The 22475-nt window shown below is 71.5% G+C and carries 22 protein-coding genes; 15 read left to right on the top strand and 7 right to left on the bottom strand.

Features of this window, described 5'->3' with window-relative positions; translation table 11 throughout:
• Window positions 1–73 precede the first annotated feature (73 nt).
• Window positions 74–1120, bottom strand: a complete 1047-nt coding sequence (locus ACIA77_RS00395; RefSeq protein ID WP_395883598.1) for an acyl-CoA dehydrogenase family protein — start codon at window positions 1118–1120, stop codon at window positions 74–76.
• A 115-nt stretch (window positions 1121–1235) separates the two neighbouring features.
• Between ACIA77_RS00395 and ACIA77_RS00390 the strand changes: the two genes are divergently transcribed.
• Both ACIA77_RS00390 and ACIA77_RS00385 read left to right on the top strand, forming a co-directional pair.
• Window positions 1236–2435 carry an acyl-CoA dehydrogenase family protein gene (locus ACIA77_RS00390; protein ID WP_395883597.1) on the top strand — a complete coding sequence of 400 codons (1200 nt, stop codon included), beginning with the start codon at window positions 1236–1238 and terminating at the stop codon, window positions 2433–2435.
• A gap of 16 nt (window positions 2436–2451) precedes the next feature.
• Window positions 2452–4011, top strand: coding sequence for an AMP-binding protein (locus ACIA77_RS00385; protein ID WP_395883596.1), 1560 nt, complete (start codon window positions 2452–2454; stop codon window positions 4009–4011).
• Here the strand turns inward: ACIA77_RS00385 and ACIA77_RS00380 are convergent.
• The gene (locus ACIA77_RS00380) at window positions 4002–4616 is read right to left on the bottom strand and encodes a hypothetical protein (RefSeq protein WP_395883595.1); all 615 of its coding nucleotides are present in this window, start codon (window positions 4614–4616) and stop codon (window positions 4002–4004) included. The genes ACIA77_RS00385 and ACIA77_RS00380 overlap by 10 nt on opposite strands.
• A 102-nt stretch (window positions 4617–4718) precedes the next feature.
• On the opposite strand from ACIA77_RS00380, the gene ACIA77_RS00375 reads away from it, so the two are divergent.
• From ACIA77_RS00375 to ACIA77_RS00355, 5 genes are all read left to right on the top strand, one after another.
• Entirely contained in the window at window positions 4719–5537 is an 819-nt protein-coding gene (locus tag ACIA77_RS00375) for an SDR family NAD(P)-dependent oxidoreductase (RefSeq protein WP_395883594.1), read from the top strand.
• An 18-nt stretch (window positions 5538–5555) separates the two neighbouring features.
• Window positions 5556–6143 (top strand): TetR/AcrR family transcriptional regulator, encoded by a 588-nt coding sequence (locus ACIA77_RS00370; protein WP_395883593.1) that lies wholly within the window; start codon window positions 5556–5558, stop codon window positions 6141–6143.
• Between the two features lie 68 nt (window positions 6144–6211).
• Window positions 6212–6751, top strand: coding sequence for a DinB family protein (locus ACIA77_RS00365; RefSeq protein ID WP_395883592.1), 540 nt, complete (start codon window positions 6212–6214; stop codon window positions 6749–6751).
• An 82-nt stretch (window positions 6752–6833) separates the two neighbouring features.
• Complete coding sequence (pcaB, locus tag ACIA77_RS00360; protein ID WP_395883591.1) at window positions 6834–8180, top strand: 3-carboxy-cis,cis-muconate cycloisomerase; 1347 nt, start codon at window positions 6834–6836, stop codon at window positions 8178–8180.
• A gap of 126 nt (window positions 8181–8306) precedes the next feature.
• The gene (locus ACIA77_RS00355) at window positions 8307–9281 is read left to right on the top strand and encodes an SCO0930 family lipoprotein (protein ID WP_395883590.1); all 975 of its coding nucleotides are present in this window, start codon (window positions 8307–8309) and stop codon (window positions 9279–9281) included.
• 114 nt (window positions 9282–9395) lie between these two features.
• Here the strand turns inward: ACIA77_RS00355 and ACIA77_RS00350 are convergent, their stop codons facing one another.
• Complete coding sequence (locus tag ACIA77_RS00350) at window positions 9396–9980, bottom strand: DUF4383 domain-containing protein (RefSeq protein ID WP_395883589.1); 585 nt, start codon at window positions 9978–9980, stop codon at window positions 9396–9398.
• 185 nt (window positions 9981–10165) lie between these two features.
• Here ACIA77_RS00350 and ACIA77_RS00345 point away from each other — a divergent pair, with 185 nt between their 5' ends.
• Window positions 10166–11101 (top strand): hypothetical protein, encoded by a 936-nt coding sequence (locus tag ACIA77_RS00345; RefSeq protein WP_395883588.1) that lies wholly within the window; start codon window positions 10166–10168, stop codon window positions 11099–11101.
• A gap of 3 nt (window positions 11102–11104) precedes the next feature.
• Here ACIA77_RS00345 and ACIA77_RS00340 read toward each other — a convergent pair whose 3' ends face one another.
• Both ACIA77_RS00340 and ACIA77_RS00335 read right to left on the bottom strand, forming a co-directional pair.
• Window positions 11105–12316 carry an alpha/beta hydrolase gene (locus tag ACIA77_RS00340; RefSeq protein ID WP_395883587.1) on the bottom strand — a complete coding sequence of 404 codons (1212 nt, stop codon included), beginning with the start codon at window positions 12314–12316 and terminating at the stop codon, window positions 11105–11107.
• A gap of 142 nt (window positions 12317–12458) precedes the next feature.
• On the bottom strand, window positions 12459–13424 hold the full coding sequence (locus tag ACIA77_RS00335; RefSeq protein ID WP_395883586.1) for an alpha/beta hydrolase: 966 nt from the start codon (window positions 13422–13424) through the stop codon (window positions 12459–12461).
• A 160-nt stretch (window positions 13425–13584) separates the two neighbouring features.
• On the opposite strand from ACIA77_RS00335, the gene ACIA77_RS00330 reads away from it, so the two are divergent.
• The 3 genes from ACIA77_RS00330 to ACIA77_RS00320 all read left to right on the top strand — a co-directional run bounded on the left by ACIA77_RS00330 (window position 13585) and on the right by ACIA77_RS00320 (window position 15578).
• Window positions 13585–14058 (top strand): MarR family winged helix-turn-helix transcriptional regulator, encoded by a 474-nt coding sequence (locus ACIA77_RS00330; RefSeq protein ID WP_395883585.1) that lies wholly within the window; start codon window positions 13585–13587, stop codon window positions 14056–14058.
• A 54-nt stretch (window positions 14059–14112) separates the two neighbouring features.
• Window positions 14113–14961 (top strand): SAM-dependent methyltransferase, encoded by an 849-nt coding sequence (locus ACIA77_RS00325; RefSeq protein ID WP_395883584.1) that lies wholly within the window; start codon window positions 14113–14115, stop codon window positions 14959–14961.
• 146 nt (window positions 14962–15107) lie between these two features.
• Complete coding sequence (locus tag ACIA77_RS00320) at window positions 15108–15578, top strand: hypothetical protein (protein ID WP_395883583.1); 471 nt, start codon at window positions 15108–15110, stop codon at window positions 15576–15578.
• 9 nt (window positions 15579–15587) lie between these two features.
• Here the strand turns inward: ACIA77_RS00320 and ACIA77_RS00315 are convergent, their stop codons facing one another.
• Window positions 15588–16526 (bottom strand): patatin family protein, encoded by a 939-nt coding sequence (locus ACIA77_RS00315; protein ID WP_395883582.1) that lies wholly within the window; start codon window positions 16524–16526, stop codon window positions 15588–15590.
• A gap of 104 nt (window positions 16527–16630) precedes the next feature.
• Here ACIA77_RS00315 and ACIA77_RS00310 point away from each other — a divergent pair, with 104 nt between their 5' ends.
• From ACIA77_RS00310 to ACIA77_RS00295, 4 genes are all read left to right on the top strand, one after another.
• Window positions 16631–17182, top strand: a complete 552-nt coding sequence (locus ACIA77_RS00310) for a PadR family transcriptional regulator (RefSeq protein WP_395883581.1) — start codon at window positions 16631–16633, stop codon at window positions 17180–17182.
• Window positions 17179–19173 (top strand): FAD-dependent oxidoreductase, encoded by a 1995-nt coding sequence (locus tag ACIA77_RS00305; RefSeq protein WP_395883580.1) that lies wholly within the window; start codon window positions 17179–17181, stop codon window positions 19171–19173. Before ACIA77_RS00310 ends, ACIA77_RS00305 begins: the two co-directional genes overlap by 4 nt.
• Window positions 19174–19194: 21 nt before the next feature.
• Window positions 19195–20172 carry a prephenate dehydrogenase gene (locus ACIA77_RS00300; protein ID WP_395883579.1) on the top strand — a complete coding sequence of 326 codons (978 nt, stop codon included), beginning with the start codon at window positions 19195–19197 and terminating at the stop codon, window positions 20170–20172.
• 100 nt (window positions 20173–20272) lie between these two features.
• Window positions 20273–20497: an antitoxin gene (locus tag ACIA77_RS00295; RefSeq protein WP_395883578.1), complete on the top strand. Its 225-nt coding sequence runs from the start codon at window positions 20273–20275 to the stop codon at window positions 20495–20497.
• 7 nt (window positions 20498–20504) lie between these two features.
• Here ACIA77_RS00295 and ACIA77_RS00290 read toward each other — a convergent pair whose 3' ends face one another.
• Window positions 20505–22466, bottom strand: coding sequence for an FUSC family protein (locus ACIA77_RS00290; protein WP_395883577.1), 1962 nt, complete (start codon window positions 22464–22466; stop codon window positions 20505–20507).
• Window positions 22467–22475: the final 9 nt, after the last annotated feature.

Genomic DNA, 22475 nt, shown 5'->3' with positions numbered 1-22475 from the left:
CCTCGTTCCGGAGCGGAAACGTACCGGAACGAGGGGCCGGTGGTCACGAGGGTTTCCGGGGCCGCGGTGCGGCTCAGGCGAAGACGTGGTCGGCGACCGCGTCGAGGCGGCGGGCCGGGGAGCCGAGGAGCTGCCGGCGGGCGCGGGCGTGCTTGAGGTAGACGTGCGACGGGTGTTCCCACGTGAAGCCGATGCCGCCGTGGGTTTGCAGGGCGTCGCGGGTCGTGGCGTCGGCGGCGGTGGCCGCGGCGGCGAGCGCGGTGCGGGCGGCGGCCGGTGCGCCGGGGTGCTCGTCGTCGAGGGCGGTGGCGGCCCATTCGACGAGCAGGCGCGCGGCGTCGAGTTCGACGAAGCGGTCGGCCAGCAGGTGCTTGATCGCCTGGAACGAGCCGATCGCGCGGCCGAACTGCCGGCGTTGCTTCGCGTAGTCCACAGCCCCGTCGAGCGCGCGCCGAGCTGTCCCCACCAGTTCGGCGGCGAAGACGGTCAGCACGCGGGCCGCGCCGTCGGTCGGGGACAACTCATCCACAGGGACGCCGGAAAGTTCGATCACGGCAAGGGGTTCGCTGACGTCGAACGCGGCCACGGCGCTCCGGTGGACAACCCCGGTGCCGGTCGTCAGGTCGATCCTCACGAACCTTCCCGCCACGGCCGCCACGAGGAAGTCCGCGTCCAGGCCGAAGGGCACGGCCCGCAGCACACCGTCCACAGTGGATCCTCGGCGCCGCAAAGATCCGCTGTGGTTGGGGAAAAACGGGAAGGTCTCCCACGCCGCGATCACCACACATGATCCATCCACAGCCTTGTCCACACTGTGCACAGAGTCGAGCATCGCGAGGGCCGAAGCCGTCGCGACGAACGGGATCCGCGGCACCGCGGCGCCGATTTCCTCGGCCACGACACACATTTCGCGCACCCCGCCGCCGGAACCGCCGCGCGCTTCGGCCAGACCGAGCCCGAGAAGCCCGGCGTCGGCGAACGTCCGCCACAGCGCGCGGTCGAGTCCCGCGCCCACCGCGTCCCACGCCGGCGGCAACGGCGTGGTGCGGGCGGCGTCGGCGAGCACGCGCCGGGCCAGTTCGGCGAGCTCACGCTGTTCGGACGTCGTCGCGTACCCCACGGCTCCTCCTCCGGCTCGGGAACACCGAGCATTGACTATTGGGTCTATCTACGCAACTGTTGAGGTCAGGACAGATCTGAGGTCAACACAGCGCGGTGAAGGCACGGGAGGACGCGTGGGAGACTTCCGCGACGAGGTCAGGGCGTTCGTCGCCGAACTCGTCCCGCCGGGGTGGCGCGGCATCGGCGGGCTCGAGGGCGACGCGTACGCCGAGTTCCGCGTGAAAGCCCGCGCGGCGCTCGCCGAACGCGGCTGGGTCGCACCCCATTGGCCGGTCGAATACGGCGGCGCCGGCCTCAGCCCCGCCGAGTTCGTGGTGCTGGTCGAAGAGTTGTCCACAGCGGGGATCCCGTTCGGGTCCGACAACGACGCGTTCGGCATCGGCATGCTCGGCAACACGATGCTGCACTGGTCCAAACCCGAGCTGCTGCAGCGGTTCCTGCCGCGCATCGTCTCCGGCGAGTACGTCTTCGCCCAGGGCTTCTCCGAACCCGGTGCCGGGTCCGACCTCGCGTCGCTGGCCTTGCGCGCCGAGCCCGACGGCGACCGGTGGGTGCTCACCGGGCAGAAGCTGTGGTCGTCGGGCGCGCACGTCGCGAACTGGATGTTCGTCCTCGCCCGCACCGACTCCGAAGCCGCGCCGCACAAGGGGATCAGCCTGCTGCTGGTCCCACTCGACCAACCGGGCGTGGAGGTCCGCCCGATCCGCAACATCACCGGCGGCACGGACTTCAACGAGGTCTTCTTCACCGGCGCCACCACCGACCGCGAGCTCGTGGTCGGCGAGGTGGACCGCGGCTGGACCGTCGCGATGACCCTGCTCGGCTTCGAACGGGGCGAAACCGCGCTGCACGCCCCGATCCGCTTCCGCGCGGAGCTCGACCGGCTCATCACGCTCGTCCGCGAACGGGGCCTCGACGCGGATCCGGACATCCGCCGGCGCGTGGCCTGGTGCCACGTGCAGGTGGAACAGCTGCGCTGCCACGGCCTGCGCACCGCCGCGCAGCTCGTCGCGGGCGAGGAGCCGGGTCCGCGCGCGGCCGCGTTCAAGCTGCTGTGGAGCGAATACCACCGCGTCGTCACCGAGCTGGCACTCGACGTGCTCGGTCTGGACGCGCTGACGCCGTCGGGCCGGCCGTCGCCGAACTGGTACCACACCGACGATCCCGGTGCGCCGAACTCCACCGCGTCGTGGACCAGCGTCTACCTCAACTCGCGCGCGGGCACCATCTACGCCGGCTCCTCGCAGGTCCAGCGCGGCATCGTCGGCGAGCTGCTGCTCGGACTGCCCAAGGAACCGAAGCCCGCGCGCTGATCTTCCGGGAGGACCGATGCCCATCCGCAGCACGTACCCCGACGTCGTCGTCCCCGACGGAGCTGTCCACACCCTGCTGTTCGGCACCCTCACCGAGGAGGACGCCGCCCGCCTCGCCGTGCTCGACACAGCTACCGGCCGGCGCTACACCTACGGCGGACTCGCCGCGGCTGTGGACAGACTCGCCGCCGCACTGGCCCAGCGCGGGATCGGCCGCGGCGACGTGGCCGCACTCGTGTCCCCGAACAGCGCCGAGTACCCGCTGGTGTTCCACGGCGTCCTGCGCGCCGGGGCCGCGCTGTCGCCGGCGAACCCGCTCTACACGCCCGGTGAGCTCGCGCACCAGCTGCGTGACGCCGGTGCGCGCATCCTCTTCACCACGACCGCGGGACTGGACACCGCGCGGGCGGCGGTGAAGGAAGAGGGCCTGCGGGTCGAGGAAATCGTGGTGCTCGACGGCGACGACGGCGCCACCCCGCTCGCGGATCTCCTGGCGACGACAGATCCCGTCCCGCCCGGGCCGTCGGGTGCGGACCTCGCCGTCCTCCCCTACTCGTCCGGGACGACGGGGCTGCCGAAGGGCGTCCAGCTGACCCACCGGAACATCGTCGCCAACCTGCGCCAGATGAAGCCGCTGCTGGCGCTGCGGCCGGGTTCGCGGTCGATCGCCGTGCTGCCGCTGTTCCACATCTACGGCATGAACGGCCTCCTGAACATGAGCCTGCTGAACCGGGCCACCGTCGTGACCATGCCGAGGTTCGACCTCGCGAAGTTCCTCGCCGCGGTGGCCGAGCACCGCGTGGACCACCTCTTCGTCGCGCCGCCGATCGCGTTGGCGCTCGCGAAGCATCCCCTGGTGGACGACTACGACCTGAGCTGCGTGGACGTCGTCATGTCCGCGGCCGCGCCGCTCGACGCGGACCTCGCCGACGAGCTGGCCGAGCGGCTCGGCGCCACCGTGCTGCAGGGGTACGGGCTGACCGAGTCGAGCCCGTGCACGCACGGCATCCCGGTGGACCGGCCCGACGTCGACCGCGGGTCGATCGGGGTGCTGGTGCCGAGCGTCGAGGCGCGGGTGGTCGATCCGCTGACCGGCGAAGACGCCGCGCGCGGCGAGCTGTGGGTGCGCGGCCCGAACGTGATGCGCGGCTACCTCAACAACCCGGCGGCGACCGCGGCGGCCGTCGACGCCGACGGGTACCTGCACACCGGCGACGTCGTGACCGTCGACGACGACGGGGTGTTCCACGTCGTCGACCGGCTCAAGGAACTGATCAAGTACAAGGGTTTCCAGGTCGCGCCGGCCGAACTGGAGGCGCTGCTGCTCACGCACCCGGACATCGCCGACGCGGCCGTGATCGGCGTACCCGACGGCGAAGCGGGTGAGGTGCCGAAGGCGTTCGTGGTCCGCAGGTCGCCGGACCTCGACGCGGCCGCGGTCCGGGAGTTCGTGGCCGCGCGGGTGGCGCCGTACAAGAAGGTGCGGCGCGTGGAGTTCGTGGAGAGCGTGCCGAAGTCCGCCGCGGGCAAGATCCTGCGGAAAGTGCTGCGGCAGCGCGAACTCGCTCAGAGCTGAGCGCTGAGCCGGTCGCCGAACTCCACGACGTCGGCGGTGATCGCGTGCAGCCGCCGGGCCTGCTCGTGCCAGTGCTGCGAGTCCTCGGTCCACGCTTCGCGCGTCAGCTCCAGTTGTTCGAACAGGGTCTGGTTGAGCCGCCGGAACTCGTTGCGGTTGAGGCGCAAGGCGCTGCGGGCCGGGGGCGATTCGGCGTACGCGTACTGGTCGGAGATGCCCAGCATGATGCCCTTGGCCAGCACGAGGTCGTCGAACACGAAGCCGGGTACGGGCACGCCGATGCGTTCGTTCGCGCGCCGGAGCAGGGGTAACCAGCGGCGGGTGAGCACCGTGTGCACGGCGATGGCGGCAGCGCACGCGGCGAAGACCGCGATCGGGATCCACACCGGGAAGGGCGCGCTGCCGTTCCACGCCGTGAAGACGATCACCATGAAGGAGATCGTCACGATCGGCCACAGCGGACCGGATGTGCCGCGGATCCGCCGGTAGGAGCGGTAGTGCCCGACGGTGCGGCGCTGGTCTTCGGCGTCGTCGCGGAAGTCGACCTCGATGGTGCGGTGCTCCGAGAACGGGAAGAACCGCCCCTCGCGGTGCTCGTCGGTCACGCCCGGAGCGTAGGGCGACTTGGCGGCGACCGGTCCCCCTAACAATTCGGAGTGTCCTCCGGTATTATGGTAAGTACTCAGTTACTTACTTGAGGATGGACGATGTCACGCACACTGTTGATCACCGGAACGTCACGCGGCCTGGGCCGGGCGCTCGCCGTCGCCGCGCTCGAGGCGGGCCACCGCGTCGTGGCCACGGCTCGGTCGGCCGGTGCCGTCGCGGACTTGGCCTCGACCTACCCGGAAACGGCCCGGGCCGTGGCTCTCGACGTCCGCGATCCCCAGGCCGCGGCCGACGCGGTGCAGGTGGCTGTGGATGACTTCGGCGGGCTCGACGGCGTGGTGAACAACGCCGGCTACGCGACCCTGTCGAGCCTGGAGGACACGCCGCTGGCCGATTTCCGCGACCAGCTCGACACGAACCTGTGGGGCGCGATCCACGTGAGCCGCGCGGCGCTGCCGGTCTTCCGGGAACAGGGGTCGGGCCACGTCGTGCAGATCTCGTCGGTGAGCGGCCGGCTGGCGCCCGCGGCGGGTCTGGGGCCGTACGTCACGGCGAAGTTCGCGCTGGAGGGCTTCTCCGAAGCGCTGGCTCTGGAGACGGCGCCCTTCGGCGTCCGCGTGACGATCGTCGAGGCCGGCTCGATGGCGACGTCGCTGTACACCTCGATGAACGCGCCCGCGCCGAGTCCGGCGTACGCGTCCGCGCTGGCGCCGATGCTGACCGCGCAGGCCGGCGGACGGACGCCGGGCGTGGCTCCCGAGCGGGCCGCCGCCACGATCCTGAGCGTGTTCGACCTGGCGGAGCCGCCGTTGTGGCTGCCGCTGTCCGGGCAGGCCGTGGATCTCATCCGGCCGGCGGAGCAGTGGAAATCCGCGGAGCTGGACCGGTGGGAGGAGCTGAGCCGGTCGGTGGACTGACGGGTACGTTGCCTGGCTGTGGACAGTGACCAGCCCAGCACCGGTGACGCCCCGGCCCGCGACGCCGCCGCCACCCGCCGCCGCATCCTCGACGCGGCGACGGCGGAGTTCTCGGAGTCGGGGCTCGCGGGCGGGCGCGTCGGGCGGATCGCGGAGCGGGCGCGCGCGAACCAGCGCATGATCTACGCCTACTTCGGCAGCAAGGACGGGCTGTTCGAGGCCGTGCTGGCCGAGCAGGTGCTGCAGGCCCAGACCGCCGTGGTCTTCGACGCCGAGGACCTGCCCGGGTACGCCTGCCAGGTCTTCGACTTCTACCGCGAACACCCGCGGATGGTCCGGCTGAACCTCTGGCAGGCCCTCGAACGGCCCGACCTGCTGAAGTCCCTCGCCCCGGTCGAGCGCGCCATGGCGGACAAGGTCGCGGGCATCGCCGCCGCGCAGGCCGCGGGCAAGGTGTCCCCCGCCCTGCCGGCCGACCGGGTGCTCGACCTGGTCCTGGCCTTGACCTACGGCAACGTCGCTCAGGCCGGCAACGCCGCCGCGTGGACGGACGACCAGCGCACCGCCCTGGCCATCGCCGTCGCCCGGCTCACCGCCCCTCAGTAAGCACCGGCAGCAACCGCGCCGCCGCGCACCGTGCCGGAATTGTCGGGGGTGGGTGCGACCGTGAGGGCATGGTGGAGATACCGAAGCACTTCTCGCCGGTGGCGGAAGGCGAACGGGAGGCGATCCCGCGGCTCGCGGGTGAGCGGGAGACGCTGGTGGCGCTCCTGGAGTGGCACCGGCAGACGTTCGTGATCAAGTGCGCGGGGCTGGGGCAAGGGGAGCTGTCGCGCAAGGCCGTAGCGGCGTCCGCGCTGTCGTTGCACGGGATCCTCCGGCACCTGTCCGGGGTCGAGCGGTGGTGGTTCCGGCAGCAGTTCGCGCGTGAAGACGTCCCGATGCTGTACTACTCCGACGAAGATCCGGATCAGGACTTCGAATCCCTCGACGGCGACATCGCCGAGGCCACGGCCCGCTGGCACGCCGAATGCGACCGCTCGCGGGAGATCGTCGCGGCGGCCGGGTCGCTGGAGGCCCGCGGGGCTTCGCAGGTGACGGGTGAGCCGTTCACGTTGCGCTGGCTTCTGCTGCACATGATCGCGGAGTACGCGCGGCACAACGGCCACGCCGACCTGCTGCGCGAATCCATCGACGGATGCGCCGGACACTGACCGCGGCCGGCCGCGCGCGGGGCGTGCGAGCCTCCGCACAGGAGCGCGGTGCGGGCCCGGAGCCCGTGCCATGCTGAGCGGCATGAGCGCCGATCCTGATGCCGGACTCCTGTCGCCCGTGCGGGCGGGAACCCCGGTCGAAGCGGTGACCGGGGACAACGCCGTCGTGAGCGCGATGCTGGCGGCCGAAGCGGCGCTGGCGAGGGCGCAGGCGCGGCTCGGCACCGTGCCCGGCGACGCGGCGGAGCGGATCACCCGCACGGCCGGCGAGCTGACCATCGACGTCGTCGCGCTCGCCCGGACGGCGCGGGCCACGGCCAACCCCGTCGTCGGGCTGGTCAAGGAGCTCGGCCAGGCCGTCGGCGAAGACGCCGACTACGTGCACCGCGGCTCGACGAGCCAGGACATCGTGGACACGGCGTTGATGATCGTCGCCAGGAACGCGGCGGCGATCATCCGCCAGGACCTCGAGAAAACGGCCGCAGCGCTGGAAACCCTGGCCCACGAGCACCGCGACACGGTGATGCCCGGCCGCACCCTCACGGCCCACGCCGTGCCGACCACGTTCGGGCTCAAGGCCGCCGGCTGGCGGGAGTACGTGCTCGACGCGAAGGCCCGCGTGGACCGGCTCACCTTCCCCGTCTCGATCGGCGGCGCTGCCGGCACGATGGCCGCGTACGCCGAGTACGGCGACGGCACCGCGGACTACGCGGAACGCCTCGTCGCCGCGTTCGCCGAGGAAACCGGTCTCACCACCACGACCCTGCCCTGGCACGCCAACCGCACGCCCGTCGCGGATCTCGTCGCGGCGCTGGCGCAGGTGGCGACGGCCCTGGGCAAGATCGCGGTCGACGTGCAGGTGCTCACGCGCACCGAGATCGGTGAGGTGAGCGAGCCGACGGGCGGCGGCTCGTCGGCCATGCCGCACAAGCGCAACCCGGTGCTCTCGGCGCTGATCCGGTCCGCCGCGCTGCAGGTACCGGTGCTCGCGGCGGGCGTGACGCAATCCGGCCTCGCGGAGGACGAGCGCTCGGCCGGCGTCTGGCAGGCCGAGTGGCAGCTGCTGCGCGAATGCCTGCGCCTCACGGGCGGCGCGACGCACACGGCCGTCGAGCTCGCGCGCGGTCTCGGTGTGCACGCCGAGCGCATGCGCGCCGACGTCGAGCTCACCCACGGGCTGATCGTGTCCGAACGCTTGTCCGCGCAGCTCGCGCCGCTGCTCGGGAAAGCCCGGGCGAAGGACGTGCTCGGCGAGGCGTCGAAGCGGGCCGTCACCGAAAACCGGCCGCTGCGCGACGTGCTGGCCGAGGTCCCGGAGATCACCGACGTCCTCGACCCCGCGAAGCTCGACGACCTCCTCGACCCCGCCCAGTACACGGGCGCGGCCGGGCGGATGGTCGACCGCGCTCTCGAACGTGACGGAAAGTAGTCGCGAAAAGCGCTGAACCGCTCCGCCCGCCGATGCGTGTAGGTGGGTGGGAAGCGTTCCTCGCGGAACGCGGGGGGTACCGGCAGCCGCGCCCGGCGCGGCGACCACGTACCCAAGGAGAACAGCATGCTTCGCTGGTTCCGCACGGGCGTCATCGTCACGGCGGCCGCAGGGCTCACCTCGCTGGCCGCCTGCTCGGGCACGACGGCGCCGTCCGCGCCCGTGCCCGTCGGCGGCGCCGGTGGCGGCCAGATCGGCAACGCCGCCGCCCAGTCCGCCACCGAGACCAAGCTCGTCGCCACGCAGGTCGGGGACCTGGGGAAGGTCCTCACCGACGCCGACGGCCACACCCTCTACCGCTTCGACCGCGACACGGCCAAACCGCCGGCGACCAACTGCGACGGCGACTGCGCCAAGGCGTGGCCCCCGCTGCTGTCCACCGGCGCGATGCAGCTCGACGGCGTCGACAAGAGCCTCGTCGGCAGCCTCACCCGCGCCGACGGCCGCCAGCAGGTGACCGTGAACGGCTGGCCGCTCTACACCTACGCCAAGGACTCCGTGCCCGGCGACGCGACCGGCCAGGGCGTCAACGGTTCCTGGTTCGCCGCGACCCCCACGGGCGGCAAGGCTGGCAAGTCCGGTTCGGACGGTGTCAAACTCAGCGCCGGCCAGGTCGACGGTGTCGGCCCGGCCGTGGTCGACCAGGACGGGTTCACGCTGTACCTGTTCACCAAGGACAGCAAGAAACCCTCGAAGTCCACTTGCGACGGTGAGTGCGCCACCACGTGGCCGCCGGTGCTCACCTCCGGCGACGTGAAGCTCGACGGCATCGACGCCAAGCTCCTCGGCACCGTCAAACGCGCCGACGGCACCGCCCAGGCGACGCTCGGCGGCTGGCCGCTCTACCGCTTCGCGAAGGACACCGCGCCCGGCCAGGCCAACGGCATGGGTGTGAAGGGCACCTGGTTCGTCATCGAACCCAACGGCTGCAAGGCCGGCACCACGAGCCCCGCCACCACCAAGCCGGCCGCACCGGCCGCACCTGCTGCACCCGCCGCACCCGCCGCGCCCGCTCCGGGCAGCGACTCGTACGGCTACTGAGCCCCTTGCCCGGCGCGTCCCGACAACGCGCCGGGCAAGGTCCACAGTCGACAGAACCCGCACGCGGAAAGACCCGGTAGCCCTGGTGGCCACCGGGTCTTCCTCGGACCGGATCTAGTGCGCGAGACCCGGTCCGCGCTTCTCCTGCGACTGCTCCGGCGGCGTGATCCGCGTCGGTTCGTCCTCGACGCGGTCGATCACCGTGGTTTCGGCGCGGTCTGCCGTGATCGGTTCGACGTCGTCCTCCGGCAGCGCCACCCTCCGGCGGGCCGGCGCCATCGCGATCACCAGGCCCAGCACGGCGATGCCGAGGTGCAGCCAGTTGTCGGCGGTGGTGAGGTCCAGCGGGTTGCCGGCGTTCACGAAGGGGTTGGCCGAGATCATGCCGGTGATCATCAGGCCCCACACGAACAGCGCGCCGTACCCGAGGAACAGCAGCCAGCCGAACGTCCGCGCGCGGCCGGAGCCGAACGCGAGCAACAGGCCGACCACACCCGTCACCACGTGCACGAGGTTGTTCATCGGGTTGGCGGAGAACCGCCAGAAGCCGGCGGCGTGGTGCCCGGTGAAGTCCCCGACACCCGTCCGCACGAACCCGACGATCCCGAAGACCAGGAACGCGACACCCACCAGCGCGGCCAGGACCTGTGCGGGCTGCAGGCCCTCGACCCGGATCCGAGCTCCGTCCGCATGAACCATGACTCCAGTCCTTCCCGTGGTGAGGTGACTCACGCGGAGGAAGTACCCCGTCTTCACCGTCGGTGAAACGCGGGTGCTTGCCCGCAGGCCCCCCTCGCGTCACCGGTTTCGGCCCGCTCCGAGAGGAATCCCACAAACCCGGGTGATCCGGCGAACCGCCGACGGGTGATCGGCCAAGTCCGATCATGCGCAAGGTGAACATCGTCTTCCTCGTGGGCTTGTGCGTGGGAGCTCTCGCGGCGCTCGTGGTCGTGGTGGCGACACCGCAGCGGCACGTCGTCACGGCGCTCGGTCCGGCTCCGGTCGCCGCGGCCGGCACCGACCGCAGCACGGCGGAAGTCCGGGACAGCCCGGCGGCCACCACGTCCGGCACCACCACGGGCAGCGCCGCCGCGGGCACGGCCAAGACCAAGCCGGCCGGTGCCGGTAAGGACAACACGGCCCAAGCGCTCGCGTCGCTCGTCCCGGACGGGCACGTCAGCGTGGTCGTCTACGACCGCCAGGACAAGACCACCGTGCTGTCGGTCGACGCGGATCGCACGTACACGTCGGCCTCGCTCGTGAAGCTGATGATCGCCTTCCAGGCCCTCGACAACGGCGCGGATCCCGCGCGGGTCACCGAAATGCTGGAGCGCAGCGACGACAACACCGCCAGCGATCTGTGGGTCACCTACGGCTGGGGCTCGATCGTCGACAACGCCGTCCGGCGCATGGGGCTGACCGGTACCCACCCGCCCGCGAGCCCCGGCCATTGGGGCGACACCCAGATCACCGCCGACGACATCACGAAGATCTACCGGTACCTGGTGGAAGAGGCGCCCGAGCGGGACCGCACGATCATCCTGGCCGCACTGCACCACCCGACCGTGCACGGAGCCGACGGCATCCGGCAGTTCTTCGGCATCCCCGACGCCGTCGGGCCCGGGAACTTCGCCGTGAAACAGGGCTGGTCGTGCTGCGAACCGGACCACTCGATCATGCTCCACACCTCAGGTCTGGTCTACGACGACCGCTTCATCGTCACCGTCCTCACGCAACAGCCGGCCGCCGCCGACTACACGAAGGCCTCGGCGCAGCTCACGGCCGTGGTCAAGAACTTGGTGCCACTGTTGAAGAAGTGACGTTCACTGGTCCGTTGAGGACAGTCCGCCCCTGGCACCGGTCGAAGGCAGCGGCCACGGCCGCACCCCGCCGCTGACGGCCACGGGCCGCCCTTCCGCGCACGGGCCGGGGAGACGCTGTCCGAGCCACGCGAGCACGTCGGGCAGCTGCGTTTTGAAGGTGTTCATGTTGTGGCCCGCGTCGGGGATCCGCCACGAGGAGAACCGGATCGGCGGCTGCGCTGCGGCGCGGATCTGGTCGATGGCGAAGCTTTCGTAGCTCTCCTCGTCGCCCGAGATCGCGAGGAGGTCGACGGGCGAGGGGTGCAGGCGCACGTTCACCCGGACGTTGTTGGCGTCGTCGATGTCGTGGCGCCCGTGGAAGAGGTCCTCGGTTTCGGAGTCGACCTGCGCGCGGTCGTAGCCGCTCACGCTCACGGCCGTGGCGAACCACTGCGGGTGGCGCGTCACGAGGTTCAGGGCGCAGTAGCCGCCCGACGACCAGCCCGCGACGGCCCACGCGCCGCGCGCCGGGTTCAGCCCGAGGCGCTGGATCGCCCACTCGCGCAAGTCGGCGGAGAGGTAGGTGTCGTTGGGCGTGCCACCGACCTCGTCGACGCATTCGGTGTCGTGCCCGACCTTCGGCACGCCCGTCGGGTCGGGGATCACGACGACGGCGGGTGGCAGCACGTGCTTCGCGATCGCCGCGTCGAGTTGCTCCGGCAAGTGGTAGCCGCTCGTCGCGACCTCGGGACCGGACGGGTAGTTCGGGATCCACTCGATCGCCGGGAACCGCAGTCCGCGGTAGGCGAGCTGGAAGTACTGCGGTGGCAGGTAAACGGCGACGTCGCGGCTCAACCCGGTGCGCCGGCCGGTGACCTTCGCGTGCAGCACGGTCCCCTTGCCGTCGCGGGCGTGGACCACGCCGAGGTCGCGCAGCTTGTCGAGGTCTGCGCCGTTGTCGCCCGCCTCGGCGTCGACGCTTTCGGCCGCGTACACGCCGGTGCCCAGCAGCGAGCCGAGCGTCGGGAAGAAGCCGCCGATCAGGTTGCCGACGAGTGCGACGCTCACCACGACCAGGACCACGGCCGTGAGGACGGTCGCGCTGCGGCCCAGCTGCTTGCGCTTGCGCCAGCGGTCCCAGAACCACGGCACGACGACGACGGCGAGCACCGCCAGCCCGCCGAGGACGGCGACTTCGACGGGTGAGTCCAGCCTGATGCTGCTCAGGTGCACGGGAACCCCCTCTACCGGCGCGTGTCCGGAAGGTCGAACCCGCTGTAGGAAAAACGTTCGGCGGGCCACCGCCGTTGTGATCAGGTGAGGGTCGTCACAAGATCACAACGGCGTGGCCCGCCGGGCGTCTCAGCTGCGGTTTTCAGTTCGTGAAGGCGGTTCGCAGAACGTCGCTCGCCTGCCTGATCGCGGCCTCGGCGGCGTGGGTCTCGCGCAGCGAGTTGACCATCACGAAGTCGTGGATGACGCCGCCGTAGCGCACGGCCGTCACGGCGACACCGGCCTGGCGCAGCTTCGCGGCGTACGCCTCGCCCTCGTCGCGGAGCACGTCGGCCTCACCGGTGATCACGAGCGCCGGCGGCAGCCCGGCGAGCTCCTCGAGCGACGCGCGCAGCGGCGACGCGGTGCTCTCCGCGCGCTGGGCCTCGTCGGTCGTGTACTGGTCCCAGAACCACTTCATGCCGTCGCGCTGCAGGAAGTAGCCCTCACCGAACCGGTGGTAGGACTCGGTGTCGAAGTTCGCGTCGGTGACCGGGTAGAAGAGCACCTGCTGCCGGAAGTGCACGTCGCCGCGCTGCTTGGCCATGATCGTCAGCGCCGCGGTCATGTTGCCGCCGACGGAATCGCCCGCGATCGCGAGGCGCGAGGTGTCCAGACCCTTCTCGGCGCCGTGCTCGACAGCCCACTTCGCGACGGCGTAGTTCTCCTCGATCGCGACGGGGTAGCGCGCTTCGGGCGAGAGGCTGTACTCGGGGAAGACGACGGCCGCACCGGTGCCGGCGGCCAGTTCGCGAACCAGGCGCTCGTGGGTGTGGAAGCCGCCGAAAACCCAGCCCGCGCCGTGGAGGTAGAGCAGGATCGGCAGCGGGCCGGTGGCGCCTTCCGGCTTCACGATGCGGACCTCGACGTCGCCGTTCGGGCCGCCCGGCACCTTCAGGACCTCGATGTCGGCGGGTGCCAGCTCGACGGGACCGTCCTGCACGCCGTCGACCGCCTTGCGGCCCTCGGCCGGCGGGAGCTCGAACAGGAACGGGTGCGCGGCCGTGGCCTCGGCGAAGGCCTGCGCGGCCGGCTCGAGGGCGATGTTGTTCGGGTTCGGGGTGGTCATCTCAGGTCTCCTCCGGGCTCGTGCTGACCTCGATGAAGGTAGTACCCAACTAAGTTGTGTACAACTAAAATGAGGGCAATGAGATCTAAGGCACTTGAGTTGCTCTCGCGGGTACGAGTCGGGGATCATCGAGCGTTGGGGGTGTTGAAGGAGGTGTCAGATGACCAGCCAAGATCCCGGCGAGACCGGTTCACTGTTGCTGGACGACCAGCTGTGCTTCGGGCTGTACTCGGCCTCGCGCGCCGTGACGTCGCTGTACCGCACGTTGCTCGAGCCGCTCGACCTCACCTACCCGCAGTACCTCGTGATGCTCGCGCTGTGGGAGCACGACAAGCAGCAGGTGAAGGAGCTCGGGGCGGCGCTGAACCTCGACTCGGGCACGTTGTCCCCGCTGCTGAAGCGCCTCGAGAAGGCCGGGCTCGTCACGCGCGAGCGCCAGGCCGACGACGAGCGCTCCGTGCGCATCACGCTCACCGAACAGGGCAACTCGCTGCGCGCGCAGGCGGAGCGGATCCCGCCGCACATCGGCCGCGCGCTGGGCTTCGACAACGCCACGCTCGGCCGGCTGCGCACCTCGATGGACCAGTTGACGGAGTCCGTGAACGCCTATCGGGAGGCCATCACCACGGACTGATCCACCGCGTCCGGCCGCGTGGCTAGCATGGGCGCCGACCCGAGGAGGACGCCGATGATCGAACGCGACGAGGCGCTGCGCGCCGTCGAAAGCAGCCTGGACCGGCCGTCCGCGGCCCGGATCTACGACTACTTCATCGGCGGCACCACCAACTGGGCGATCGACCGCGAATTCGCCGAGAAGGTCCGCGCGCGCCTGCCGCTGATGGGCGACTACTGCCTGACGAGCCGGCAGTTCCTCGGCCGCGCGGTGCGCCAGTCGGTGCGCACCGGCATCCGGCAGTTCGTGGACATCGGCTCGGGCCTGCCGACGGCGGGCAACGTGCACGAGGTCGCCGACGAGGAGCGGCCGGAGCAGGACGTGCACGTGCTCTACATCGACAACGAGCCCGTGGCGCTCGCGCACTCGCAGATCCTGCTGGCCGACACCGCCGACCCGGACCGCCACCAGGCGATCGCCGCGGACCTGCTGCAGCCGGAAGAGCTGTGGGAACGCGTGATGGACTCGGACGTGATCGACGTCCGCGAACCCATCGCCCTGATCGTGAACGCGGTGCTGCACTTCATCAAGGACGACCAGGACCCCGACGGCGTGCTGTCGTTCTTCCGCGACCGCGTGGCCCCGGGTTCGCTGCTGGTGCTGTCGCAGATGACCAACGAGAACCCCGTGGACGACGAGGAACGCCAGGCGCTCGCGGACTTGCTCGAGTACTACGAGTCCACGACGAACCCCGGGGTCCTGCGCACGATGGCGGAGTTCGAGCGGTTCTTCGGCGGGTGGCCGCTGCTGGAGCCCGGGCTCGTGTACGCACCGGCGTGGCACCCGGACCGGCACACGGTGTTCAAGAAGGCACCGTCGGAGTCGCGTGTGATCGGCGGGGTGGCCCGGAAACCGGCTCTCTGACGGGTTTCCGCGGATCCGGGCCGAATCAGGACGGGGCTCGGGTTCAGGCGGGTGAACCCACCCGGGATCAACCCTGGGTTTGACGCGGCGGCCCGGCTCGGGCGCAAGAGTGGTCCCCAGCCGATTTTCTGCGGAGGGGACCGCCCGTGAGCAACACCGTCAACATCCTCATCGGACTCGTCGTGCTCGCGTGGCTGCTGTCGCGACAGGTCCAGAAACGGCTCGTGCGCGAGGACCGCAAGCCGACCGTGCTGCTGGTCCTCGCGGTCCTCGGCGTGATCCAGCTGGCCTCGTTCTTCAACGGCGCCGCCCCGACCACCACGATCGTCCTGCTGCTGGTCGCGAGCTTGGTCATCGCCGCGATCTTCGGCGTCATCCGCGCCTACACCGTGCGGCTGTGGCGCACCGACGGCCAGCTGTGGCGCCAGGGCACGTGGCTCACCATCGTGCTGTGGCTCGTCGCCATCGGCCTCCACATCGGCCTCGACCTGCTGATCGACCACAACGGCGCCGCGAAGGGCCTGAGCGGCGCCTCGATCATGCTGTACCTCGCCGTCTCCCTCGGCGCGCAGCGGCTCGTGGTCCAGTCCCGCGCCAACCGCGTCGTGGCGGCGTGAGGTTCAGACCTAGGACGCTTCCCTCAACAGCTCCAACGCCGAGTACACCGCTTCGCGGCCCAGTTCCACCGCGCGCCGCAGGACGGCGGGGTCGCGTTCGAGGGCCACGACGTCCGGGGAGCCGGCCGGGGGGCGGACGCTGGCGAGGCGGGGGTCTTCGCGCAGGAGGCGTTCGTCGTCGAGGTCGCGGGTGTACTGGTCGCGCCAGGCGTCGACGGTGCCGGGCGCGTGGCGTCTCAAAAACCGGGGCACGACGACGTCCTGAACGCGCGGCGGCGGAGCCGGGAGTTCGTCCTCGCGGCGGGTGCGCAGCACGAGCACGTCCGTGGCGCCCTGGGCCAGAGCGGTCCGAAAGGGCAGCGGCTCCGCGACACCCGCGTCGACAAAACGGTGCCCGCCCATCGCGATGGGTGGGCCGGCCAGCACCGGCATGCACGAAGACGCCGCGAGGGACGTCTTGACGTCCGCCACGGTCTCGATGAACGGGTGCAGGTCGGTGGACTCGCCGGTGTCCGCGTCGGTCGCCAGGGGGTGGAACGTGACCGGGTTGGCGAGGATCGCCGGGAAGTCCATGGGTTCCAGCACCGAGTAGACCTGGTGCACCAGGTAGTCCAGATCGATGACGGACTTGCCGCGCAAGGTGTGGAGCGGGTTGATGATCCGGCGCATCACGGTGGGGTTCCACCACGTGCGCACGCCGGTCTGCGACCGCCCGCACAGCAGCCACGCGGCGTTCAGCGCCCCGGCGGAGGAGCCGTAGACGGCGTCGAACGCGGGGGTCGCGCCGAGTTCGTCGAGGGCGAGGACCATGCCGCTGGAGTACGTCCCGCGGCTGCTGCCGCCTTCGATCGCGAGGACGAGGCGGCGGTCGTCGGTGCGCTCACCCGGCAGACTGCCCGAAGCGACGCGCTCGTTGATCAGCTCCAGTACCGGGTGCACGATGTCCATCCTGGCCGGTTCACGCGATTCGTCGACCCGATTTGCCCCACCCGCCGGGTGAGCTGCGTTGCACCGGGTTGCACTGCACCTAGTTGCATAGCACCATGCTCGCCATGGCACTGGAGCACGCGATCCTCGTCTCGCTGTCCGAACGCTCGGGCTCGGGGTACGAGCTCGCGCGCCGCTTCGAGAAGTCGATCGGCCTGTTCTGGAGCGCCACCCACCAGCAGATCTACCGGGTGCTCAAACGCATGGAGGACGCCGGCTGGGTAGCCGTCGAAGCCGTCGCGCAGGAGGGGCGCCCGGACAAGAAGGTCCACACCGTCAGCGCCGAAGGCCGCGCCGAGCTGCGGCGGTGGCTGGCGGAGCCGAACCCTTCGGCCGGACCGCAGGAGCTGGCGGTGAAGCTGCGCGGGGCTTCCTACGGTGCCGGGAAAGCTGTCGCCGAAGAGCTCGCCCGCCACCGCGCGGCCCACGCCGAACGCCTCGACGCCTACCGCCAGATCGAGAAACGCGACTTCCCCTCCCCCGCCGGGCTGCGCGGGCGCGCGCGGCACCAGTACCTCGTGCTGCGCGGCGGCATCCGCGCGGAGGAGGGCCAGGTCGACTGGCTCGACGAAGTCCTGACCGCACTCACCGGCGAGGACGCAGGGGACCCCCGATGACGCCGTACCCGCACCTGCTCGAACCGCTCGACCTGGGCTTCACGACGCTGCGCAACCGCGTGCTCATGGGCTCCATGCACACCGGCCTCGAAGACCGGGCGGCGAGTTTCCCGCGCCTGGCCGAGTACTACGCCGAACGCGCCCGAGGCGGTGCCGGCCTGATCGTCACGGGCGGGTTCGCGCCGAACCGCACGGGCAGGCTGGCGCCGTTCGCGTCGAAGCTCACGACGAGCGCGCAGGCGCGGCAGCACCGGCAGCTGACCGCACCCGTCCACGACGAGGGCGGCAAGATCGCACTGCAGGTCCTGCACGCCGGGCGCTACGCCTACCACCCGTTCAGCGTGTCGGCATCGGCGCTGAAAGCCCCGATCAACCCGTTCCGGCCGCGGGCGCTCACCGGGAACGGCGTCGAGCGGACGATCCGCGCGTTCGCCGACTGTGCCGCGCTCGCCCGGGAAGCGGGGTACGACGGCGTCGAGATCATGGGCTCCGAGGGGTACCTGATCAACCAGTTCCTGGCCGAGCGCACCAACAAACGCACCGACGCCTGGGGCGGCTCGCCGGAGAAGCGGCGCCGGTTCGCCGTCGAGATCGTGCGGCGCACGCGCGAGAAGGTGGGCCGCGACTTCATCCTGATCTACCGGCTGTCGATGCTCGACCTCGTCGAAGACGGCCAGGGCTGGGACGACGTCGTGGCGCTGGCCCGCGAGGTCGAAGGCGCGGGCGCGACGATCATCAACACCGGCATCGGCTGGCACGAGGCGCGGGTGCCCACGATCGTGACGTCCGTGCCCCGCGCGGCGTTCACGTGGGTCACGGCGAAGCTCAAACCGCACGTGTCGATCCCGGTGGTCACGTCGAACCGGATCAACCTGCCGCAGGTCGCCGAAGAGGTGCTCGCGCGCGGTGACGCGGACGTCGTGTCGCTCGCGCGGCCGTTCCTCGCGGACCCGGAGTGGGTGCGGAAGGCGGCGGAGGGGCGCGACGACGAGATCAACACGTGCATCGCGTGCAACCAGGCCTGCCTCGACCACGCGTTCAGCCGCAAGGAGGTGTCCTGCCTGGTTAACCCGCGCGCCGGGCACGAGACAATGCTGGTGCTGGCACCGACGCGGCGCGTGAAGCACGTCGCGGTGGTCGGCGCCGGCCCGGCCGGACTCGCGGCGGCGACGTCCCTGGCCGAGCGCGGTCACCGCGTCGAACTGTTCGAGGCGGGCGACGAGATCGGCGGCCAGTTCGGCCTCGCGCGGCGCATCCCGGGCAAGGAGGAGTTCGCGGAGACCATCCGCTACTACGCGCGGCGGCTGGAGGTCACCGGCGTGAAGGTGCACCTCGGCCGGCGCGCGGCCGCCGCCGATCTGGCGGGGTTCGACGAGGTCGTGCTGGCCACGGGCGTCGCGCCGCGGGTGCCGGAGCTGCCGGGGATCGACCACCCGAAGGTCCGGTCCTACGTGGACGTCGTGCGCGGCGCGCCGGTCGGGTCGCGGGTCGCGGTGATCGGGGCCGGTGGGATCGGGGTCGACGTGAGCGAGTTCCTCACGTCGGCTTCGGCCGACCGCGACGAGTGGCTGGCCGAGTGGGGTGTCACGGATCCGGCGCTGGCGCCCGGCGGGCTCACCGAGCGGCGGCCGGCGCCGTCGCCGCGGCACGTCTACCTGCTGCAACGCAAGAAGACCCCGATCGGCGCGGCGCTGGGCAAGACGTCGGGCTGGGTGCACCGCGCGGCGCTGAAGGCCAAGGGCGTCGAGCGGATTTCGGGAGTCACGTACGAGCGGATCGACGACGCGGGTCTCCACGTGACCGTCGACGGGGAGCCGCGGCTGCTCGAGGTGGACACGGTGGTGGTGTGCGCCGGTCAGGAGCCCGTGCGGGACCTGGCTTCGGAACTGGGCTCGACACCCGTGCACCTCATCGGCGGCGCCGACGTGGCCGCCGAACTCGACGCGAAGCGCGCCATCGACCAGGGCACCCGCCTGGCGGCCACGCTGTAGCCGGTTGCGCCCACTGGCAGGATGAGCCCCGTGCGAGATGTGTGCGTGATCGGGCTGGGCCTCATCGGCGGGTCGCTGCTGCGCGCGAGCGTGGCTACCGGCAGGACCACGTGGGGCGCCGCGGTGTCCGAAGTGGACGCCGACGCCGCGAGCCGCGCCGGCTACGACGTGACCACCGACGTGGAAGCGGCCCTGCACCGCGCCGCGGCCGAAGACGCGCTGATCGTGCTCGCCGTGCCGCTGCCGGCGATCGAGAACCTGCTGCGCCTCGTCGCGCAGCACGCTCCGCATTGCCTGCTGACCGACGTCGTCAGCGTCAAGGCGCCGGTGCTCGACGCGGTGCGGCGGCGCGCGCCGTACACGCGCTACGCCGGCGGCCACCCGATGGCCGGCACCGCCGAATCCGGCTGGCGCGCGGGCGACGCTTCGCTGTTCAAGGACGCGGCGTGGGTCGTGGGCGTCGAGGAGGACACCGACCTCACCGCGTGGGCCGAGGTCACGCGGCTGGTGCTCGACGTGGGCGCCGTCGCCGTGCCGTTGCCCGCCGATTCGCACGACGAGGCCGTCGCCCGGATTTCCCACCTGCCGCACCTGTTCGCCGCCATCCTCGCCACCATCGGCGCCGAAGGCGGGCCGCTCGCGATGTCGCTGGCCGCCGGCTCGTACCGCGACGGGACCCGCGTGGCCGCGTCCAACCCCGAGCTGGTCCGCGCCATGACCGAAGGCAACCGCGACGCGTTGCTCCCGATCGTCGACGAGGCCCTCGGCCGCCTCGGCGCGGCCCGCGGCTCGCTCGCTTCCACGGGCGGCCTCGCCGCGACCATCAAGGCGGGCCACGAGGGTTCGCTGGCGTTCGCCGCCGCCCGCGACACCGCCCGCTCGGGCGTGCGGATCACGCTGGACGCCCCGGACGCGCGCGACGCGCTGATCGGCGTCGGCGAGCGGGGCGGGCGGATCACGGGGCTGGAAGACGGGGTCGCCGTCGGCGAGGTGAACTGACCCCGATCCGGAGTGATCCGGGAATTTGCCGGAGTTGCCAGTGCCGTCCGTTGTGTGACGATGGACGTGGATCGATTCCGGGATTGGGGAGCGAACGACGATGGGCATCAACTTCGACGAGATCAAGAACAAAGCCACCGACGCCCTGCGGGACAACAGCGGCAAGATCGAAGACGGTCTCGACAAGGCGGCCGGCTTCGCGAAGTCCAAGATCAGCGGCCACGATTCGCAGATCGACGGCGGCGTGGAGAAGGCCAAGGACTTCCTGGGCAAGCTCGCCGGCAAGCCCGACGAGGGCGGCGAGCAGCCCCCGCAGCAGCAGTAGGACGCCGTCAGGTGCGCCGGTGGTAGGGCAGGAACCGGCGCACCAGGCCCAGCGGCGCGCTCTCCACCAAGTCCGGACCGCGCACGGCGTCGAACGTCGAGCCGAGCTGGTCGACGACGCCGGAGAGCCGGGCGCTGTCGGGCAGGGGCACGGACGCGGGTTCGCGTTGCTCGCGCACGGCCGCCGCCAGCTCGGCCAAGGCGTCCGTGAGCAGCGTGATCTCCGCCGGCGACGGGGCCGGCACGCCGCGCCCCAGCGTCACCCCGACCTCGGTCACCGCGTCCGTCACGCGCTCCAGACCCGCGATCACCGGCCACCACGCGACGGCGTGCCGTCCGGCCGGCGAGGGCTCTACGATCACCTGCTGGAACGCGGTGCGCAGGTCCGCCAGCGCCCGGTACGCGGCGCGCCGGGCGCGCGAGCGGGCCAGTCGCGCCTCGCTCGTCGAGGTGAGCACGAGGGCGGCCCGCACGTACGCGGCGACGGTGTCGAAGCTGTCGGCCAGCCGGCCCCCGACCTTCGGGCGGCGCGAGCCCGGCCAGAGCAGGTAGCCGATCAGCAGCACGATCACGCAGCCCGTGACCGTGTCCACGAGCCGCGCCAGCACCACCGACCAGCTGCCCGTCTGCGCGAGGTCCATCTGCAGGATGATCAGCGGCGTCACGAAGGTGCCGAGCATCCCGTAGTTGCGCACCTTCCCGACCGCGGCACCGCCGGCGAACAGCGCGATCAGCACCACGAGCACCCAGCCGCGCGCGCCGATCGCGAGCACGACGGCGCCGATCCCGACCCCCGCGATCGTGCCCAGGCCACGCAGCACCGCGCGGCCGAACACCGAGCCGAAGTCCGGTTTCAGCACGACGCCGACCGTCAGCACGATCCAGTACGACCGCTCGAACGGCACCAGCAGCGCCACGAACTCGGCCACCGTCACGCAGAGCGTCAACCGCAGGGCGGCCAGCCAGGTCAACGGGCCGGACGCGAGCGAGCCCAGCCACTCTCGGAAGCGCCGCCACGGCGAGGCGGGCTTGCGGCGCTGGCGGTCGTCGCCCTTTTCGATGCGCGCGAGACCCGCGTAGAGCGCGGACTCGACCGGGTCGAGGTCGTCCTCGGGCATCGGCGGCGGCGCGGGCAGCGGCTGGGTCGCGAGCACCGACGCGGCCGCGGCCGTGAGGTAGTCGAGGACCTCCTGCGGCGGCTGGTGCCCCGCGTTGACCATCGCCACCGACGCTTCCACGGCCGGCGTCGTCGCGGACAGCTGGTTGAGCAGCTGCCGGTACGCCGCGTCGCGGCCCGAAAGCCACGAGCGCGCGGTCAGCAACCGGTCGTAGGCCGTGCTCATGGCCGTGGTCAGCTGGTTGCGGGCGACGCGCGACGTCGGCTCGTCGGTGGCCGAGAGCATGGCCGCGATTTCGATGTAGACCTGCGCCACCGCTTGCCGTTCGGGGCTCGTGCCGCGGACCGTCCACGTCACGAGCGCCACGAACAGGCTCCACGCCGCACCGAGGCAGAAGAAGCCGAACAGCTCCTCGACCTTCAGGCCCGTCGCGTGCTGCGCGGTGCCGAGCACGCAGAACACGAACATCTGCAGCGCCGCCACCGAAGCTTTGCTGCCGGCCGCGCTGATCAACGCCGACACCGCGGCGATCACGACGACCGCCGGGATCGACCACGCGGGCATGCCGCCCGTCAGCAGCCCGACGAGGTACCCGGCGGCGGCCGCGAGCGTCGCACCGCCCAGCCGGCGCGCGCGGTAGCGGTACGGCCCGGCGGCCTCGGACAGGACGGCGGGCAGCGCGCCCGTGGAAATGAGGGCGCCCACGCCGATGTCGCCCGCCGCGTACGCGACGGCCAGCGGCGTGGCGAGCGCGACGACGGCGCGCGCGACCATGTTCCACGGGATCGGGACCGGTTTCGACCGGAGGAGCTGGACCAGCCAGTGCGGTGCGGCGAAGTCGGGGCGGCTCACGCACCCATC

The organism is Amycolatopsis sp. NPDC051903, from assembly GCF_044452505.1.
Classification (GTDB): Bacteria; Actinomycetota; Actinomycetes; order Mycobacteriales; family Pseudonocardiaceae; genus Amycolatopsis.
The sequence above is the reverse complement of the archived record's forward strand: the minus strand, read 5'-3'. Positions and strand labels throughout refer to the sequence as shown.

What these genes read in the sequence shown, in the direction of transcription:
- ACIA77_RS00385 (WP_395883596.1), top strand. Translation starts at nt 2,452, where the DNA reads ATGCCCATCCGCAGCACGTACCCCGACGTCGTCGTCCCCGACGGAGCT.
- ACIA77_RS00375 (WP_395883594.1), top strand. Translation starts at nt 4,719, where the DNA reads ATGTCACGCACACTGTTGATCACCGGAACGTCACGCGGCCTGGGCCGG.
- ACIA77_RS00365 (WP_395883592.1), top strand. Translation starts at nt 6,212, where the DNA reads ATGGTGGAGATACCGAAGCACTTCTCGCCGGTGGCGGAAGGCGAACGG.
- pcaB (WP_395883591.1), top strand. Translation starts at nt 6,834, where the DNA reads ATGAGCGCCGATCCTGATGCCGGACTCCTGTCGCCCGTGCGGGCGGGA.
- ACIA77_RS00355 (WP_395883590.1), top strand. Translation starts at nt 8,307, where the DNA reads ATGCTTCGCTGGTTCCGCACGGGCGTCATCGTCACGGCGGCCGCAGGG.
- ACIA77_RS00350 (WP_395883589.1), bottom strand. Translation starts at nt 9,980, where the DNA reads ATGGTTCATGCGGACGGAGCTCGGATCCGGGTCGAGGGCCTGCAGCCC.
- ACIA77_RS00345 (WP_395883588.1), top strand. Translation starts at nt 10,166, where the DNA reads ATGCGCAAGGTGAACATCGTCTTCCTCGTGGGCTTGTGCGTGGGAGCT.
- ACIA77_RS00335 (WP_395883586.1), bottom strand. Translation starts at nt 13,424, where the DNA reads ATGACCACCCCGAACCCGAACAACATCGCCCTCGAGCCGGCCGCGCAG.
- ACIA77_RS00330 (WP_395883585.1), top strand. Translation starts at nt 13,585, where the DNA reads ATGACCAGCCAAGATCCCGGCGAGACCGGTTCACTGTTGCTGGACGAC.
- ACIA77_RS00325 (WP_395883584.1), top strand. Translation starts at nt 14,113, where the DNA reads ATGATCGAACGCGACGAGGCGCTGCGCGCCGTCGAAAGCAGCCTGGAC.
- ACIA77_RS00315 (WP_395883582.1), bottom strand. Translation starts at nt 16,526, where the DNA reads ATGGACATCGTGCACCCGGTACTGGAGCTGATCAACGAGCGCGTCGCT.
- ACIA77_RS00310 (WP_395883581.1), top strand. Translation starts at nt 16,631, where the DNA reads ATGGCACTGGAGCACGCGATCCTCGTCTCGCTGTCCGAACGCTCGGGC.
- ACIA77_RS00305 (WP_395883580.1), top strand. Translation starts at nt 17,179, where the DNA reads ATGACGCCGTACCCGCACCTGCTCGAACCGCTCGACCTGGGCTTCACG.
- ACIA77_RS00300 (WP_395883579.1), top strand. Translation starts at nt 19,195, where the DNA reads ATGAGCCCCGTGCGAGATGTGTGCGTGATCGGGCTGGGCCTCATCGGC.
- ACIA77_RS00295 (WP_395883578.1), top strand. Translation starts at nt 20,273, where the DNA reads ATGGGCATCAACTTCGACGAGATCAAGAACAAAGCCACCGACGCCCTG.